Annotated in this window: 14 protein-coding genes; 10 read left to right on the top strand and 4 right to left on the bottom strand. The window is 68.6% G+C overall.

Features of this window, described 5'->3' with window-relative positions:
* From GGR46_RS22610 to GGR46_RS22595, 4 genes are read left to right on the top strand one after another with little or no spacing between them, the layout of a single operon-like run.
* The gene (locus GGR46_RS22610) at positions 1-309 is read left to right on the top strand and encodes a DUF167 family protein (protein ID WP_184000331.1); all 309 of its coding nucleotides are present in this window, start codon (positions 1-3) and stop codon (positions 307-309) included.
* Positions 299-1,174, top strand: coding sequence for a bifunctional methylenetetrahydrofolate dehydrogenase/methenyltetrahydrofolate cyclohydrolase FolD (gene folD / locus GGR46_RS22605; protein ID WP_184000330.1), 876 nt, complete (start codon positions 299-301; stop codon positions 1,172-1,174). Before GGR46_RS22610 ends, folD begins: the two co-directional genes overlap by 11 nt.
* Positions 1,171-1,785: a Cif family virulence factor gene (locus GGR46_RS22600; RefSeq protein ID WP_221262961.1), complete on the top strand. Its 615-nt coding sequence runs from the start codon at positions 1,171-1,173 to the stop codon at positions 1,783-1,785. The genes folD and GGR46_RS22600 overlap by 4 nt, the downstream gene beginning before the upstream one ends.
* Positions 1,782-2,423, top strand: a complete 642-nt coding sequence (locus tag GGR46_RS22595) for a MarC family protein (RefSeq protein WP_184000329.1) — start codon at positions 1,782-1,784, stop codon at positions 2,421-2,423. The genes GGR46_RS22600 and GGR46_RS22595 overlap by 4 nt, the downstream gene beginning before the upstream one ends.
* A gap of 41 nt (positions 2,424-2,464) precedes the next feature.
* Here the strand turns inward: GGR46_RS22595 and GGR46_RS22590 are convergent, their stop codons facing one another.
* The gene (locus GGR46_RS22590) at positions 2,465-4,306 is read right to left on the bottom strand and encodes an AcrB/AcrD/AcrF family protein (protein WP_184000423.1); all 1,842 of its coding nucleotides are present in this window, start codon (positions 4,304-4,306) and stop codon (positions 2,465-2,467) included.
* A 172-nt stretch (positions 4,307-4,478) separates the two neighbouring features.
* Here GGR46_RS22590 and GGR46_RS22585 point away from each other — a divergent pair, with 172 nt between their 5' ends.
* Together GGR46_RS22585 and GGR46_RS22580 are read left to right on the top strand one after the other, a co-directional pair.
* A complete protein-coding gene (locus GGR46_RS22585) occupies positions 4,479-4,850 on the top strand; it encodes a GtrA family protein (RefSeq protein WP_343058311.1) in 372 nt (123 codons plus the stop codon).
* Position 4,851: 1 nt separating this feature from the next.
* A complete protein-coding gene (locus GGR46_RS22580; protein ID WP_184000328.1) occupies positions 4,852-5,580 on the top strand; it encodes a class I SAM-dependent methyltransferase in 729 nt (242 codons plus the stop codon).
* Between the two features lie 98 nt (positions 5,581-5,678).
* Here the strand turns inward: GGR46_RS22580 and GGR46_RS22575 are convergent, their stop codons facing one another.
* The gene (locus GGR46_RS22575) at positions 5,679-6,698 is read right to left on the bottom strand and encodes a glycosyltransferase family 2 protein (protein ID WP_184000327.1); all 1,020 of its coding nucleotides are present in this window, start codon (positions 6,696-6,698) and stop codon (positions 5,679-5,681) included.
* Between the two features lie 213 nt (positions 6,699-6,911).
* Between GGR46_RS22575 and GGR46_RS22570 the strand changes: the two genes are divergently transcribed.
* Both GGR46_RS22570 and GGR46_RS22565 read left to right on the top strand, forming a co-directional pair.
* Positions 6,912-9,098: a TonB-dependent hemoglobin/transferrin/lactoferrin family receptor gene (locus GGR46_RS22570; protein ID WP_246426310.1), complete on the top strand. Its 2,187-nt coding sequence runs from the start codon at positions 6,912-6,914 to the stop codon at positions 9,096-9,098.
* 21 nt (positions 9,099-9,119) lie between these two features.
* Complete coding sequence (locus GGR46_RS22565; protein ID WP_184000325.1) at positions 9,120-10,076, top strand: DUF6607 family protein; 957 nt, start codon at positions 9,120-9,122, stop codon at positions 10,074-10,076.
* A 54-nt stretch (positions 10,077-10,130) separates the two neighbouring features.
* Here the strand turns inward: GGR46_RS22565 and GGR46_RS22560 are convergent, their stop codons facing one another.
* Entirely contained in the window at positions 10,131-11,291 is a 1,161-nt protein-coding gene (locus tag GGR46_RS22560; RefSeq protein WP_184000324.1) for a helix-turn-helix domain-containing protein, read from the bottom strand.
* Between the two features lie 158 nt (positions 11,292-11,449).
* On the opposite strand from GGR46_RS22560, the gene GGR46_RS22555 reads away from it, so the two are divergent.
* Both GGR46_RS22555 and GGR46_RS22550 read left to right on the top strand, forming a co-directional pair.
* On the top strand, positions 11,450-13,315 hold the full coding sequence (locus GGR46_RS22555) for an SGNH/GDSL hydrolase family protein (protein ID WP_184000323.1): 1,866 nt from the start codon (positions 11,450-11,452) through the stop codon (positions 13,313-13,315).
* Between the two features lie 14 nt (positions 13,316-13,329).
* Positions 13,330-14,166 carry an alpha/beta fold hydrolase gene (locus tag GGR46_RS22550; RefSeq protein WP_184000322.1) on the top strand — a complete coding sequence of 279 codons (837 nt, stop codon included), beginning with the start codon at positions 13,330-13,332 and terminating at the stop codon, positions 14,164-14,166.
* Here the strand turns inward: GGR46_RS22550 and GGR46_RS22545 are convergent.
* Positions 14,144-16,234: a RelA/SpoT family protein gene (locus GGR46_RS22545; protein WP_184000321.1), complete on the bottom strand. Its 2,091-nt coding sequence runs from the start codon at positions 16,232-16,234 to the stop codon at positions 14,144-14,146. The genes GGR46_RS22550 and GGR46_RS22545 overlap by 23 nt on opposite strands.
* Positions 16,235-16,254 lie beyond the last annotated feature (20 nt).

Here is a 16,254-nt window from a genome sequence, read left to right as displayed (position 1 = left end):
GTGCCCGCCTGGCGGCGTATCGCGGACGGGATAGAGATCGCTGTCCGCGTGACCCCGCGCGCGTCGCGGGATGCCTTCGCGGCGGGCACCGACGAGCATTTCGCCGCCCGGCTCGCCGCGCCGCCGGTGGAGGGCGCGGCCAATGCCGCGCTCGTCCCGCTGGTGGCGGGGGCCTTTGGCGTGCCGAAGCGTGCCGTCAGCCTGATCGCGGGCGATACCGCGCGGCTCAAGCGACTTCGTGTAACCGGCGACCCCACAGCGCTGGAAGAACGGGCCCAACGTCTCTATGGCGGGGCGCATGACGGCTGACATCATCGACGGCAAGGCGTTCGCCGCGGGCCTGCGCGCCCGCGTGGCGGAACTGGTTCCCGCTTTCCAGGCAAAGACGGGCCGCGCGCCCGGGCTGGCCGTGGTATTGGTCGGCGAGGATCCGGCCAGTGCGGTCTATGTCCGCTCCAAGGGCAAGCAGACCCGCGAGGCGGGGATGGAGAGCTTCGAGCACAAGCTCGGTGCGGACACTACTCAGGCGACGCTGATCGCGCTGGTCGACAAGCTCAATGCCGATCCCGAAGTCGACGGCATCCTGGTCCAGCTGCCGCTGCCGAAGCATATCGACGAGCGGGCGGTGCTGCTGCGGATCGATCCGGACAAGGACGTGGACGGCTTCCATCCGGTCAATGCCGGGCGCCTCGCCACCGGCATGGAGGGCTTCGTGCCCTGCACCCCGCTCGGTTGCCTGATGCTGCTCGAGGACCGGCTGGGCGATCTGACCGGGCTCGACGCGGTGGTGATCGGGCGCTCGAATATCGTCGGCAAGCCGATGGCCGCGCTGCTGACCAAGGCGAGCGCGACGGTGACCCTGGTCCATTCCCGGACACGCAACCTGCCGCATTATCTGAAGCATGCCGACATCGTCGTGGCGGCGGTTGGGATTCCCCATTTCGTCAAGGGCGAGTGGCTGAAGCCGGGCGCGACCGTGATCGACGTCGGCATCAACCGCACCGACGCTGGCCTTGTCGGCGATGTCGATTTCGAAAGTGCGGCGAGCGTGGCGGGCGCGATCACGCCGGTGCCGGGCGGCGTCGGGCCGATGACCATCGCCTGCCTGCTGCGCAACACGCTGGTGGCCGCGCACCGCGCTGCCGGGATTCCGCTGGAGAAGGGCACGATATGATCCTGGCCGCGCTGATCCTCCAGGCCGCCGCGCCGCAGACCGCGGTGGATGCCGAGCGCGCGTTCAATGCCGCTGCGCAGGCCAAGGGGCAGTGGACGGCGTTTCGCGAATTCGCCGCGAGCGATGCGACGATGTTCGTGCCGCAGCCGGTGAAGGCGCAGGATTGGCTCAAGGATCGCAAGGACCCGCCCAAGTCGGTCGAATGGTGGCCGACGGCGAGCTATGTCTCGTGCGACGGCAAGCTGGCGGTGAATACCGGTGGCTGGAAGCGGCCGGACGGGTCGGTGGGTTATTTCAGCACGGTGTGGCGCAAGGAAACGGACGGCAGCTGGAAGTGGATCGTCGATGGCGGGGACGCCCTGAAGGAGGCACGACCGCGACCGGCCGAGCCGATCGTCGTACGGGCGACCTGCGGACCCGACGGGGAGAGCATCGCATCGATTGCCGCACCCGCCGATGCGAAGGTCGGTTATGGCGAGTCTCCCGATGCAACGATCAGCTGGTACTGGCACGTTACGCCTGACGGCGCGCGGCACTTCAACGCCTCGATCTGGAACGGCGAGGCAGATACCTCCGTCCTGACCGACGACATCGCAGCGCCCGCCAAATGATCGAGCTCTTCATCTCCACCTTCATCACCTTCTTCGTGGTGATCGATCCGCCGGGCTGCGCGCCGATCTTCGCGGGGCTGACCGCGGGGACGAGCGTGGCGCATCGGCGCGCGATGGCGCTGCGGGCGGTGATCGTCGCCGCGATCATCCTGTTCGGCTTCGCGCTGTTCGGCGAGGCGCTGCTGCGCGCGCTGGGCATCAGCCTCAATGCCTTCAAGATCGCCGGCGGCATCATGCTGTTCCTGATCGCGCTCGAGATGGTGTTCGAGAAGCGCACCGAGCGGCGCGAGGACCGGGCCGAGAAGATCAAGGCCGAGGAGCCGACCGACATCTCGATCTTCCCGATGGCGATGCCGATGATCGCCGGGCCGGGCTCGATCGCCTCGACCATGCTGCTGATGTCGCAGAACAACGGCATCGAGCGCACCGCCGTGGTGCTCGCGGCGATGGCGGCGATCCTGGTGCTGACCTTGCTGGCGTTGCTCGCCGCGGGTCCGTTGATGCGGGTGGTCGGCGCCAAGATCGAGGCGGTGGTGTCGCGGCTGCTCGGCGTGCTGCTGGGCGCGCTGGCGGTGCAGTTCGTGATCGACGGGATCAGCGCCGCGCTCGTCGCCGGGCGTGCGGTGAGCGGGCACTGAGCTTCTCCCCCTCTCCGCTTGCGGGAGAGGGGGAAGAGGGATCAGCGCTTCGTCGGTGCCGGCGTCGGGGCATCCGGCAGGTCGTAGCGGATCTTCCACAGCTGGAATGGGAGCGGCGCCCCCGGGCGGACCTCGCGCAGCTTCACCGGCTCGAGCCAGTTCGGAACCTGGCCCTTGACCAGCTGCGCATAGAAGCCGTTCGGGCCGCGCGCGCGGTAGAGCGTCGTCTCCGACATGTTCGGGCAGATCAGCAGATATTGCGCGCCGTGCGCCTTGGCGATCGGGCGGAAGTTCGGGGTCGCCCAGGTGAAGGCGTGGTGGACGTCGAGGATCGCGCGGCCGTTGCGGTGATAGGGGCCGGCGATCGCGCTGTGATGCGTGGTGACGATCAGCCGCGGCCCGAGATCGACATGGGTGAAGATCGTCGCGGCCGGGATGTCGTTGAGCATCCGCAGGTTGCTCAGCCGCGCGCAGGCGGCATTGGCGGCGGCGACCCGGTCGGGCGGGGCGGGCTTGCCGGGCTTCGCGCCCTTGTCGGCCGAGAACCAGGGCACGACCAGCCCGGCCCACAGGCCCGAGAGCAGCAGGAAGGCGGCAACCGTGCCGAAGACGCGGAGGACGACGCCCAGGACCATCGCGGGGACCTCGCCGATCCAGCGGGCGAAGGGCGCGCGCAGGCCGAGGAACCAGGGCACGACGACGACCAGCAGCGCGGCCGAGCCCGGCACCGCGAGCAGCTGCGCGGCGGGCGCGGCGCGGACCTGCCAGAGCAGCATCGCGCTGGCGAACGCGGTGAACAGCGCCACCGCCGCCCAGCCGACCAGCGCCTCGCTGCGGCGCGCGCGCCAGGTGGCGAAGAGCGCGCCGAGCACGCCGATCACCGGCAGGACGGCCATCGGGAAGGCGGTCTTGAAGGCGTGCTTGTAGATCGGTCGCGCCTCGCGGACATTGTTGAGCCAGGTGTTGGCGAGCTCGTCCGAAACCTGTTCCGGGCGGCCCAGGCATTGCGGGAAGAGCAGGGCGAAGCCGACGACGATAACACCGCCCGCCAGCGCGGCGAGGGCGAGGCGGACCCAGCGATTGGCCGGGTTGAGCAGCGACAGGCCGAACAGCAATGCGCCGGCGGCGATCATCACGCTCAGCCAGACGGGGGTCAGCGCGTCGCAGCGCAGCACCTGGTTGGCGTCGGAGGCGAAGACCGCGAAGCCGAAGGCCGATCCGCCGCCGAGCGTCAGCGCATAGACCTGCATGCGGCGGACGTCGCCGCGGTCCCAGATCCAGCGCAGCGCGATGATCGCCCCGGCCATCGCGCAATAGGGGAGCATCTCCAGCCCGATGGTGAGCGAGGCGGCGCTGGCGAGGCCGACGGTGGCGCCGCCGCGCGCGCGCTTCGGGTCCGCCAGGCCGGCGACGGTGAGCGCGAGGAAGGCGAGCTGCCAGCCATGATGGTCGATCCGCATCGGCGCGTACATCGACATGGTCGAGGTGCAGCCGAGCAGCACGACCAGCGCCACGGGCCAGGCCCAGGGTGCGATCAGCCGGCGCACGGCGAGCGACAGCCCGGCCATCGCCACCGAAAGGGGCAAGAGCGGGGCGAGGCCGCACGCCCAGCGCTCGGCCGTGGCGATGCCGACGAACGGCTTGAAGGCGAGGATCAACCCGGCGAGCGGCAGGTCGACCAGGCGCGACCAGTGGATGTCGGCGCCGCCCAGCGCGGGATCGAGGCGATATTGCCTGAGATCGTACCAGCCCTGCCCCGCCAGCCAGGCGCGGACCTGCATAAGCCGCATATTGTCGTCGGTGTCGCCGAGGAGCAGCCAGTAGATGTTGCCCTGGCGATCATAGAGGAACCAGACCACCACGCAGAGCCAGAACAGCGCCATCCAGCGCAGCCAGTTGCGGTCCAGTTCCCTGTCGGGGCGGAACCCGCCCGGCACGTTCGGCTTCAAAATCGCTTCCCTCGCATTGATGCAGGCATTAGGGCCGCGTTCGGTTCCTGGGCAAGCGATAGTGACAGCGGTACTCAAGCGATTTGAAGAGATGTGGGCGAATGGCGTGCTGGGACAGCTCGTCCGCTTCGGCATTGTCGGACTGGCGTCGACCTTCGTCTATGCCGTGGTCTACTGGCCGCTCGCCACCTATGCGATCCCGCCGGTGCTCGCCTCGATCGCGGGATTCCTGGTCGCGGTCGTGTTCGGCTATGTCTTCCACAGCCGCTGGAGCTTCAAGGGGCACGAGGCCGAGGGCGGGGTGGGCACCCAGTCCAAGTTCGTCGCGGTCCAGTCGGTCGGCATGGCGATGAACGCCACCTTCACCTGGGTCTTCACCGGCCCGTTGCACCAGCCGACCTGGGTGCCGTTGCTCCCCGTCGTCTTCGTGACGCCCGTCATCACTTTCGCGCTCAACCGTTATCTGGTGTTCAAATAAGATGGACCGCATCGTCTACGAGCGCATGGCCGCGCATGACACCACCCATTGGTGGTATCGCGCCCGCCGCGAGATCCTTTCTGACTATCTGACGCGCTATGGCGCGATTCCCGCCGGCGCGCGCATCCTCGAGATTGGCTGCGGCACCGGCCACAACCTGCCGATGCTCGCCCAGTTCGGCGAGATCGACGCGATCGAGATCGACGAGACCGCCGCCGCCAAGGCGAGCGAACGGCTGGGCAAGAAGGTCGGCTCCTCGCCCTTGCCCGAGCTCTCGGGTGTCGAGGACGCCAGCTACGACATGGTCGCGGTGCTCGACGTGATCGAGCATGTCGAGGACGATGTCGCGGCGCTGAAGGCGATCGCGCGTGTGCTCAAGCCGGGCGGCAAGATCCTGATCACCGTACCGGCGCACCAGTGGATGTGGAGCGCGCACGACGTGGTGAACCACCACAAGCGCCGCTATTCCAAGGGCTCGCTGGTCGCCTCGCTGCAAGAGGCGGGGCTGGGCTGGCGCAAGCTGCGCTGGTTCAACTCGCTGCTGTTCCCGGTCGCCGTGGCGGCGCGCTTCGTCGGCAAGCTGACCGGCAAGGACGACAGCGACGATTCGCCGCCGCCCAAGCCGCTCAACGCGGCGTTCGAGGCGGTGTTCGGGATCGAGCGCCACCTGCTCGGCCGGCTGCCGATGCCGCCGGGCCTGTCGATCATCGTGCTGGCCGAGCCGAAATAGCCACTGAACGTCGCCCCGGCGAAAGCCGGGGTTTCAGGCGAAGGCGGGAATAGAGCCGCGCGAGATCCCGGCTTTCGCCGGGATGACGGTTGAGAAGGTCAGACTTCGCGCGGCGTGACCGGCGAGACGCTGACTTCGCCTGAATCGGCGTAGCGATAGCCGAGCGAGGCATGGCCCATCACCGGGCCCGCCACGTCCGCCACGATGTAGAGCGGGCGGCGCTTGGACTCGACATAGAGCCGGCCGAGATACTCGCCGATCATGCCGAGCACGAACATCTGCACCGCGCCCAGCACCACCACGACCAGCATCAGCGAGGTCCAGCCGGGGATCGCCGCGCCCATCAGCCAGCCGGCGACGATGTAGAGCACCAGCAGCGCCGACAGGCCGGTCAGCACCAGGCCGACATGGCTGGCGAAGCGCAGCGGTGCCGTCGAGAAGCCGGTGATCGCGTCGAGGGCGAAGCGGATCATCTTGCCGAGCGGGTACTTGGTCTCGCCGGCATGGCGCTCGTGCCGGTCATAGGGGAAGGGCACCTGCTTGAAGCCGACCCAGGCGACCATGCCCCGGATGAAGCGCGCCTGCTCGGGCAGCGACAGGAACGCATCGAGCGCCCGCCGCGTCATCAGGCGGAAGTCGCCGGTGTCGAGCGGGATCGGCGTGTCGGTGATCTTGTCGAGCATGCGGTAGAAGAAGGCGGCGGTGATCTTCTTGAAGATCGTCTCGCCGTCGCGCTTGCGGCGCACCGCATAGACCACATCGGCGCCCTGGCTGCGCATCGCGGCGCGCATGTCGGTCAGCAGTTCGGGCGGGTCCTGCAGATCGGCGTCGATGATCAGGATCTCGTCGCCCGAACACAGGTCGAGCCCGGCGGTGAGCGCGAGCTGGTGGCCATGGTTGCGCGACAGGTTGATCGCGACGAGGCGGGGATCGGCGGCCGACAGGCGCTGCATGACTTCCCAGCTCTTGTCGCGCGAGCCGTCGTTGATCAGCACGATCTCGTAATCGTCGCCCACCGCCGCGCGCGCAGCGCCGGAGACGCGGCTGTGCAGCATCTCGAGGCACTGCTCTTCATTGTAGCAGGGGATGACGACGGAAAGTTGCGGGCGCTTCTGCATGACCGGATGCCTTAACGCCGCGACGGGCCGCCGTCGAGCGGCTGGATGATTCCGCTCCCCACATCCGCGTCGCCCTCTTTTGCATCTCGTTACGGGGTTGACGCTGCGCGCCTTCGACGTCTAACGCCAAGAGCGATTGAGAATCACTTGCATTAGCAGAAAGGGTTTCAAGGCATGCGCGGGGTTTTGGGGGGTGGGATCAGTCTTTGGGCATTGGCCGTCGCATTGCCGGCGCAGGCCCAGGACAAGAAGGGCGCCGAGCAGCAGGACTCGACGATCACCGTCACCGCCACGCGCATCCCGGCCGACGTCAAGGAAGTGCCCGCCACCGTCACCGTGATCGACGAGCGGAAGATGGCGGATGAGCTGACCACCGACATCAAGGACCTGGTCCGTTACGAACCGGGCATCAGCGTGCCGCGCGGGCCGACCCGCTTCGGTGCGGCGCTGGGCACCACCGGCCGCGCCGGCAATGAAGGCTTCGTGATCCGCGGCATCGGCGGCAACCGCGTGCTGATCCAGGTGGACGGCGTGCGCGTGCCCGACGGCTTCAGCTTCGGCGCCCAGTCGACCGGGCGCGGCGACTATGTCGACCTGGGCCTGGTCAAGTCGGTCGAGATCCTGCGCGGCCCGGCCTCCGCGCTGTACGGCAGCGACGGCCTGGCCGGCGCGGTGAGCTTCACCACCAGTGATCCGTCCGATTTCCTGCGCGACGGCAAGAAGGTCGGCGGGCTGGCCCGCGCCGCCTACAGCTCGGCGGACAATGAATTCTCCGAGACCGGCATCCTTGCCGGCCGCTTCGGCGACCTCTCGGCAATGGTCGCCTATACCCGCCGCGACTATCACGAGCTCGACAATAAGGCGACGACCGGCGGCATCGGCACCGCCCGTACCGAGCCCAACCCGCAGGACGGTCATTCGAACGCCGCGCTCGGCCGGCTCGTCTGGGAGCCCGATGCGCACAACCGCTTCCGGATCACCGGAGAATATGTCGACAGCCGCCTCGACACCAATGTGCTGACCGGCCTGACCCCGCTTCCGGCCACCGGCACGACGATCGACCTGCTCCAGGCGCGCGACACCAGCAAGCGCGGTCGCATCGCCGGTGACTGGACTTGGAGCGGCGAAGGCACGCTCGAGTTCGCGCGGCTGAGCGGCTATTGGCAGAACAGCAAGGATCGCCAGTTCACCGACGAGGACCGCAGCCCCGTCGCCGATCGCGAACGGCTCAATACCTTCGAGAACCGCGTCTATGGCGCCTCGGGCGAAGTCCGCTTCAGTTTGGGCGACGAGACCGGGCTGCGTGCCAAGCTGACGCTGGCCGGCGACATCAGCTGGACCAACCAGAAGGGCCTGCGCGACGGCGTGACGCCGCCGGCCGGCGAGACCTTCCCGACCCGCGCCTTCCCCGAGACCGACTATATGCTGGCCGGCCTGGTCGCCGCCGGGGAGATCGCGTTCGGGCCGGTCACGCTCTATCCGGCGCTCCGCTTCGATGCGTACAAGCTGACGCCCGAAAAGGATCCGCTGCTGCCGACCTTCGTCGCCTCGGGCCAGGACGGCTCGCGCGTTTCGCCGAAGATCGGCGCGGTGATCAAGCTGTCCGAAGGCACGCGGCTGTTCGCCAATTACGCACAGGGCTTCAAGGCGCCCGAGCCGAGCCAGGTGAACAACTTCTTCGCCAACCCGCCGGTCGGCTATACCAGCATCGCCAATCCGAACCTGAAGCCGGAGAACAGCGAGAGCTTCGAAGGCGGCTTGCGCTATTTCAACGACCTGGTCTCGTTCGACCTGACCGGCTTCTATGCCCGATACCACGACTTCATCGACCAGGTGGAGACGACCGGGCTGCCCTTCCCGTCGCCGGCCAATCCCTGGATCTACCAGTGGCGCAACCTGGGCGGGGTGAAGATCCGTGGCTTCGAGGCACGGACCGAGGTGCGCCCGCTCAAGGGGCTGACCGGCACGCTGGCGCTGTCCTATTCGCATGGCGACACGGTCGGCACGAATGGCGCCAAGCTGCCGCTCCAGTCGATCGACCCGCTCAAGGTGGTGGGCGGCATCGGCTATGACGCGGTCGACCGGCGCTTCGGCGGCCGGCTGATGGCGACCTATGGCGGGCAGAAGGAGATCGCCCGGACGCGCGGATCGAGCTGCTACGCCGCGACCGCCACTGCCTTGCCGAACTGCTTCACCGGCGGCGACTTCGTCACCTTCGACATCACCGCCTATGTGCGCGTGACCGACGGCGTGACGGTGCGCGGCGGCGTGTTCAACCTGACCGACCGCAAATACTGGCTGTGGCAGGACATTCGCGGCCTGGCCGCCAACTCCGCCGTGCGGGACGCCTACACCCAGCCGGGCCGTAACGGCTCGGTCTCGATCAGCTATCGTTTCTAACCGCTTCTGAGGACCAAGATCATGAAGCTCCTTCTTCCGATTGCCCTGTCGCTGCTGGCCCCGATGCCGGCGCTTGCCCAGACTCCCGCCGCGGCGCCGGCGGCCAGGTCCGCCTTCGAGGCGGACCGTGCCGACATCCTCGCCATGGCCGGGACCTACAAGGTGAAGTTCGACATGCAGGAGAGCACCTCCTGGCGCGCGGACTATACCCCGATCCCGGTCAAGGTCTCGGGCGGCAACGAAGTCGTCCGGGTGATCGAGGACAGCGGCAGGACGATCCGGCTGCAGCATCTCCTGGTGGTCGACATGGGCGACGGGAAGAAGATGGTGATCAAGCACTGGCGCCAGGACTGGCAGTACGAGCCGGCCAAGGTGCTGGTCTATTCGGATCGCGACGCCTGGACCTGGGCCGATGTGCCCGCCGCCGAGCGCAAGGGCGCCTGGTCGCAGACAGTCTACCAGGTCGATGACAGTCCCCGCTATGGTGGCTGGGGCAAATGGGCCGATGTCGGTGGCATCCGGCGCTGGGAATCGAACCGGACCTGGCGGCCGCTCGCCCGGCGCGACGCGGTGCGCGGGCCGGTCTATGACCGTTACCTTGGCGTCAACCGCCACGCGATCGCGCCGGCCGGCTGGATCCACTGGCAGGATAATCTGAAGATGGACGGCAAGGACACGCCGGTCGTCCAGGAATATGTCCTCAACAGCTATACCAGGTTCGGCGACTTCGACGTGAAGGCGGCGGACGATTATTGGGCGGCGACCAAGGGCTATTGGGCGGCGATCCGCGCCGAATGGGACCGCATCGCGGCGGCCAAGGCCGGCATCCGCGTCACCGAGGAAGCCGATCACGGCACGGTGATCGCCGGCCGCGTCCTCGAGATCGCCGACGAGATCCAGCAGGGCAAGACCAGCGAGGCCGACGGGATCAAGACGGCCAGGGCGCTGATGGACCAGGCGACGCGCGCGGCGCGGTAGGTTTCCCCCTCGGGAAAAGGCCCTCTTTCCTTGGTCGGAGAGGGTCGGGGCGAGTCAGGCGGATCCCAAGCCCGTCGGACTCGCCCCATTTTTTTGGAGGCGCCAGGAGCTGGGGCTCGATCCCTTCGCCTTGCGGAAGGCAGCGTTGAACGTCGATTTGGCGTTGAAGCCGGTATCCTGCGCGATGGCGAGGACGGTCCGGTCGGTGTCGGCGAGCAGGTGCGCGGCCGCATCGATGCGCCAGCCGTTCACATAGTCGAAGAAGCTCACTCTCCGCCGCTGGTTTAGTGCCTGGCTGAGATAGCCGGGGCGCACGCTCGCCGCGTCGGCCAGCTCCTTCAGGGTGAGCATCGAATCCGACCAGAGTCTTCGCTCGTCCATAACCCGGTCGAGCCGCTCCAGGATGCGGTCCAGATCGCCATCGGTCAGCCCCGAGCGGGCATAGGCCGGGCGGGAGGCCTCGGGCGTCGCGGGCCCGGCGGGGGCCAGGGCCTCTTCCGCCCAGTCCGGAAAGGGAGGCTCGACCACTAGCCCGTGCCAGGCAAAGCCCAGAATGGCGAGCAGCAGGAACAGCGTCTCGCTCCATCCGCTGAGCAGGTCGTGCCCGAAGCCCGCGGCGATCATGTTGGCGAGCTGGCCCAGAAAGACCGCACCCACCAGCGCCGCCATCACCGTGAAGCCGCGAAGGCTGCCCCGGCCTCGGGTGGAATAGACTGCCGCCAGCCGGGCGCGGTGCCGCCGCAGCCGCGCGAGAATCTGCACCGCCGAGACCAGGGTGATCGCCAGCGTCGCGAGCCAGAATGCCACGACGGAGGCGAGGGCGAACAGCAGCGTCTCTCCCGCGAGACCGGGGTCGCGGCCGGCGAACAGCGCGTCGCGGGCATGGACCGGCAGTGACAGGAAGGGCAGCAGCAGCGCGCCCGCCAGTGCGGTCCAGAGCCAGTCCCTCGGGTTCGCGCGCCCGCCGGTGAGGCCGTCGATATAGCGGCGTAGCAGCCCCGGCAGGAAGGGAAGTGCCAGAACTTCGGCACCGCCCAGGCGCAGAGCCGTGCCGATCGTATCGGGCAGCAACAGGAGGGCGAGGAGCAGTTCGAAGGCCGCGAGCGCGGTTAGCGCCGCACCGAGCTTGGGCTGGTCGCGCCGGCGCAGCAGCAGCGCGAGCCCGGCGGCCAGTCCCATCCCGATCAGCATGGCGGTGAATAGCGTGTCGGTCATCGCTCGCTCGATTGTGGCGAGGGCGTCCTGCCGCAGTTTCCTGCCACCGACAACGACCGGGCCGTTTGGCGGACGACCGGGCCGCTTGGCCCGGACGACAGTGCCGCGGGCGGCGGCGATTTCGCGGGGACCGAAACACCCGAAAGGACTGCACCCAGATGGCTCGACTTCCCCTCCTCGCTTTCACATCCGTGGCGGCGATCGCGCTGGCCACCCAGCCGGCACATGCCCAGCACGACTATTTCTTCGGCGATTCAGACCTGGAGCAGGGCAATTTCCAGCGTCTCGCCGGCACCTCGGCGGAGGACAATGCGCCCTATTATTGCGATGGCGGGCTGTGCCGTGACTCGAACGGGCCGGTTTGGGCGGAGCGGCTGTCGCCCGGCGTGATGCCGGTGCTGGCCGCGCCGTCGTTCAACGGGTCGCTCAACTTCGCCGTTTCGGGCGCGCACATGACCGATCGGGGCGATCCGTCGCTGCCGGTCGATACCGGCGTGACGCGCCAGATCGCGCGCTTCGCCGCCCTGCAGGACAAGGGCGCGATCCGGGTGGGCGGGGGCGACCGGTTCTTCCTGCACGCAGGCACCAACGACCTGACTCGCCTGCTCGCGGGCGACAGCCCCGATGCCATCCGCGCCGACATCGTCTCCGCCGCGACTGACCATGTCGCGACCCTGGCCGGTCGCGGCGCGCGGACGATCGTCGTCGCCACGGTGCAGCCCGTGCAATATCTGCCCTTGTTTGGCGAGGGCGAGCTGGCCGGCCTGCGTGACGCGATGGGGGGCTTCGTCGCCGGCATCAACACGGATCTCGTCGCGTCGCTGGCCAGGCTCCGGCCGCGCCTGGCGCAGGGCACCAACCTGATCCTCGTCGACCAGCAGGCGTTCTTCGAGCGACTCCGCACCGGCTATCTCGCGCTCGGCTTCACCAGTTTCGACACGCCCTGCTATGATGCCGATGCGGGCAAGCTCTGCGCGCAGGACCGGGCCGGGCAGAGCGCGCGCGTCTTCTTCGACAGCAATCACTTCTCCGCGAAGGGCCATGTGCTGCTGGCCGACTGGTATCGCGCCACGCTCGACGGCGCATCGGGCGAGGCCGCACGTGGCGCCGCGCGGACGATGGACGCGCTGTTCACCGGCGCGCGGGACATCGCCCGCGAGACGGATGCGGCGCGCGCGCTGGCGGCCGGGCCCGGCGACCGGTTCGGCCTGTTCGCGGCGCCGCTCCTCGGTACGGTCCGGTACGCCGAGGCCGGGCTGCACCTGCGGCAGCGCGGCGGATTGATCGGCGTGCAGGGGCGGCTGGGGGCGAATGGCTTCGTCGCATTGTCCGGTGCCTGGCTCGAGCAGCGTGCCCGGGGTGCGGGCGCGGACCGGTTCACCATGCGGGAATGGTCGGTGTCGGGCGCGGCCGGCATCACTCTGGGTGGGGCGAGGGTGGCGCTGCACGCCAGCTATGCGCGGCCGCGCGTCGAAGGCTTCGCGCGCGACACGCATGCGCTGGGCGTGGTCGCGACGGGCGAGACCCGCGGTACACGCTATGCGGTCGGCATCGAGGCGGCGGGAAGCACGATGCTGCTACCGGGCCTGCGCCTGTCCTCGCGCAGCCGGCTCGACTATGCGCACGGCACGCTCGACGGGTTCGCGGAAGGCAATGCCACGGGCCTGGCACTTGGCTATGGGCGGCAATCGGCCGGCCTGGTGACGCTCGATACCCAAACCCGGCTGAGCCTCGCGCTGGCAGGGCGCACGGATGGCTTCGCGCTGACGCCCTATGTCGAGCTCGACGATCGTGAGCAGTTGCACGGCCGCAAGCACCGCATCGGCTCCACGCTGCTCGACAATCTGGCGAACCCGGCGAGCACCGAAGTGTGGACCCTTGCCGGCCAGGGCATGGCCCTGCGCGGCGGCGTGGAGGCCGCGCTGGGTAAGGTCGTGCGGCTCGACCTTTCCTATGCGCGCAGCTTCACCGGACCCGGCGAGCGGAGCGACGGCGTCGCGGCCCGCATCGCCTTCGTCTTCTGATCGGGAGCGGGATGATGCGGAAGATCCTTGCCGGCGCCGGTCTGGCGGTCCTGCTCGCTTCAGCCACGCTCGGCCTCGTCGCGACGCCCGTTGCGGCGGTCGCGCCTCGGGCTAGCCCCGGCTCCAGCCCCACTATCGTGCTCGAGGCCGGGCTCGGCGATGGCGCGGAGGCCTGGCGCCCGCTCCGCGCGGTCCTGCCCGCCGACCTGCCGGTCTTCGCCTGGAGCCGCGCCGGCTATGGCGGGGGCATGGCGCGCGAGCTGATCGGCAGCGGGCGGCTCTGGCCTTCGGACGGCGATGGCAGGCGCACCGGCGCCGAAGTCGCGGCGCATCTCCACCAGCGGCTGGCGGATGCGCATGTCCCGGCGCCCTATGTGCTGGTCAGTCATTCGATCGGGGCGAGCTATGCGCTGAGCTTCGCCAAGGCCTATCCCGCCGAAGTGGCCGGCCTGGTGTTCGTCGATCCGCGGCTGCCCGGCTTCACCCGGCGCTGCGAGGCCGAGGGCATGCGCCTGTGCCAGATCCCGAAATGGCTGACGCTGCTGATGTCGCCGGCGGAGCGGGTGGAGATACGCGGCCTGGAGGAAACCGACGCGGCGCTCGCCGATCTGCGGGCGATCCGCGACATCCCGGTCACGATCCTCACGGCCGGGCGGGGTGCGCCCGGCGGCGCGATGATGCAGGCGCTATGGGAGGGGTATGCAGCGGAGTTCGCGCGTGGCTTCACCCATGCCGGGGTTCAGGTGGTCCAGGGCAGCGGCCACTACATGCAGCGCGATCAGCCGCGCGCGATAGCGGCGGCGATCCTCGCCATGGCCCGTGCTTCGGCTAGGCCCGCTCCGCCGAGCTGACCACGTCCGCCGCCCGCAGCGCGGCCAGCAGCCGCATCAGGTGCGCGGCGTTGCGCACTTCCAGGTCCATCGTGTTGGTGTGGAAAGTCGTGTCGCGATTGTCCATGCGCAGGCCGAGGATGTTGGCCTTTTGCTGGCCGATCAGCGTGGCGACCGCGCCCAGCGCGCCGGGCTCGTTCTTCAGGGTGATCTCGATCTGGGCGATGCCGCCCTCGGCCTTATCGCCCCAGGTGAGATCGACCCAGTCTTCCTCGGTAGTGTCGGCGAGGCTCGGGCAGTCGATGCGGTGGACCTCGATCGGCTCGCCGGGGCGGCGGATGCCGATGATGCGATCGCCGGGCACCGGGCGGCACTCGGCCGAGAAATGGAAGGCGACGCCCGGCGTCAGCCCCTTGATCTCGATCGCATGCTGCTGCGGCGGCAGGTCGTGCTCGTCCTCGCCATCGGTCGAGCCCGGCATCACCGCTTCCATCACCTGGCCGTCGGTGAATTGGCGGCGGGCGATCGCCTCCATCAGCGAGGCCTCGTCCTGCAGCTTCAGGCGGCGCAGCGCGTCGGGGATCGCGGCCTCGCCCGGCGGGGTGGGCAGCCGCTCGACGATCTCGTCATAGAGCTTGCGCCCCAACGCGATCGTCTCCTCGCGCTCCTTGTGGCGGATGTGCCGGCGGATCGCGGCACGCGCCTTGCCGGTAATCGCGAAGTTGAGCCAGTTGGCCTGGGGCTCCTGCGCCTTGGAGCGCAGGATCTGGACCTGGTCGCCCTGGGCGATCTCGGTGCGTAGCGGCACCACCCGGCCATTGACCTTGGCACCCACCGCCTGGTCGCCCAGGTTCGAGTGGACGGCATAGGCGAAGTCGATCGGCGTCGCGCCCTTGGGCAGCTGGATCAGCTCGCCCTTCGGCGTGAAGGCGAAGATCCGGTCCTGGTACATCGCCATCCGGGTATGCTCGAGCAGCTCCTCCGGGCTGTCGGCATGCTCCAGGATCTCGATCAGGTCCTTGATCCAGCTGACCTGGGTGTCGGGCCGGACGTTGCTCGCCTTGTAGGCCCAGTGCGCCGCGAGGCCATATTCGGCCTGGGCGTGCATGTCGCGGGTGCGGATCTGGATCTCGATGCGCGTGTCGCCGGCATGGATGATGCTGGTGTGGAGCGAGCGATAGCCGTTGCGCTTCGGCGTCGAGATGTAATCCTTGAACCGGCCCGGCACCATCGGCCAGCGGCGATGGATCACGCCGAGGGCGCGGTAGCATTCCTCCTCGGTATCGACGATCGCGCGGAAGGCCATGATGTCGCTGAGCTGCTCGAGCGACACGTGCCGCTCCGACATCTTCTTCCAGATCGAATAGGGGTGCTTCTCGCGCCCGGTGATCTCGGCATCGATGCCGCCGCGCGACAGGAGCAGCTTCAGGCCCGAGGCGATCTTGGCGATGCGGTCCTCGCCCTCGACCTTGAGGCTGTCGAGCCGCTTGGTGATCGATTCATAGGCCTCGGGCTCGACTTCACGGAAGGCGAGCGTCTGCATCTCCTTCATGAACTCGTACATGCCGATCCGCTCGGCGAGCGGGGCGTAGATCTCCATCGTCTCGCGGGCGATGCGCTTGCGCTTGTCCGGGTTCTTGATGTGGACCAGCGTGCGCATGTTGTGCAGCCGGTCGGCCAGCTTGACGAGCAGCACGCGGACATCGTCCGACATCGCGAGCAGGAATTTCCGCAGATTCTCGGCGGCGCGCTCGCTCTCGGTCTGCGCCTCGATCTTGGAGAGCTTGGTGACGCCGTCGACCATGCGCGCGACATTGTCGCCGAACAGGCGCTGGATGTCCTCGGGCGTGGCTACCGTGTCCTCGACCGTGTCGTGCAGGATCGCGGTAACGATCGTCTCGTCGTCGAGGTGCAGGTCGGTGAGGATGCCGGCCACTTCGATCGGGTGGCTGAAATAGGGGTCGCCGCTCGCGCGCTTCTGGCTGCCATGCGCATTGACCGAGAAGACGTAGGCCCGGTTGAGCATCGCTTCATCGGCATCGGGGTCGTAGCTCAGGACCCGGTCAACAAGTTCATATTGGCGCAGCACGGGAACTAGATGGGGCCCGG

Source organism: Sphingomonas kyeonggiensis (assembly GCF_014196745.1).
Taxonomy (GTDB): domain Bacteria; phylum Pseudomonadota; class Alphaproteobacteria; order Sphingomonadales; family Sphingomonadaceae; genus Sphingomonas; species Sphingomonas kyeonggiensis.
This window is presented reverse-complemented; position numbering and strand designations above follow the sequence as displayed.

Excerpts from the sequence above, each read along its gene's own strand:
- GGR46_RS22590 (WP_184000423.1), bottom strand. The coding sequence starts at position 4,306 with ATGGCGCTGTTCTGGCTCTGCGTGGTGGTCTGGTTCCTCTATGATCGC.
- GGR46_RS22555 (WP_184000323.1), top strand. The coding sequence starts at position 11,450 with ATGGCTCGACTTCCCCTCCTCGCTTTCACATCCGTGGCGGCGATCGCG.
- GGR46_RS22565 (WP_184000325.1), top strand. The coding sequence starts at position 9,120 with ATGAAGCTCCTTCTTCCGATTGCCCTGTCGCTGCTGGCCCCGATGCCG.
- GGR46_RS22550 (WP_184000322.1), top strand. The coding sequence starts at position 13,330 with ATGCGGAAGATCCTTGCCGGCGCCGGTCTGGCGGTCCTGCTCGCTTCA.
- GGR46_RS22575 (WP_184000327.1), bottom strand. The coding sequence starts at position 6,698 with ATGCAGAAGCGCCCGCAACTTTCCGTCGTCATCCCCTGCTACAATGAA.
- GGR46_RS22595 (WP_184000329.1), top strand. The coding sequence starts at position 1,782 with ATGATCGAGCTCTTCATCTCCACCTTCATCACCTTCTTCGTGGTGATC.
- GGR46_RS22580 (WP_184000328.1), top strand. The coding sequence starts at position 4,852 with ATGGACCGCATCGTCTACGAGCGCATGGCCGCGCATGACACCACCCAT.
- folD (WP_184000330.1), top strand. The coding sequence starts at position 299 with ATGACGGCTGACATCATCGACGGCAAGGCGTTCGCCGCGGGCCTGCGC.
- GGR46_RS22560 (WP_184000324.1), bottom strand. The coding sequence starts at position 11,291 with ATGACCGACACGCTATTCACCGCCATGCTGATCGGGATGGGACTGGCC.
- GGR46_RS22600 (WP_221262961.1), top strand. The coding sequence starts at position 1,171 with ATGATCCTGGCCGCGCTGATCCTCCAGGCCGCCGCGCCGCAGACCGCG.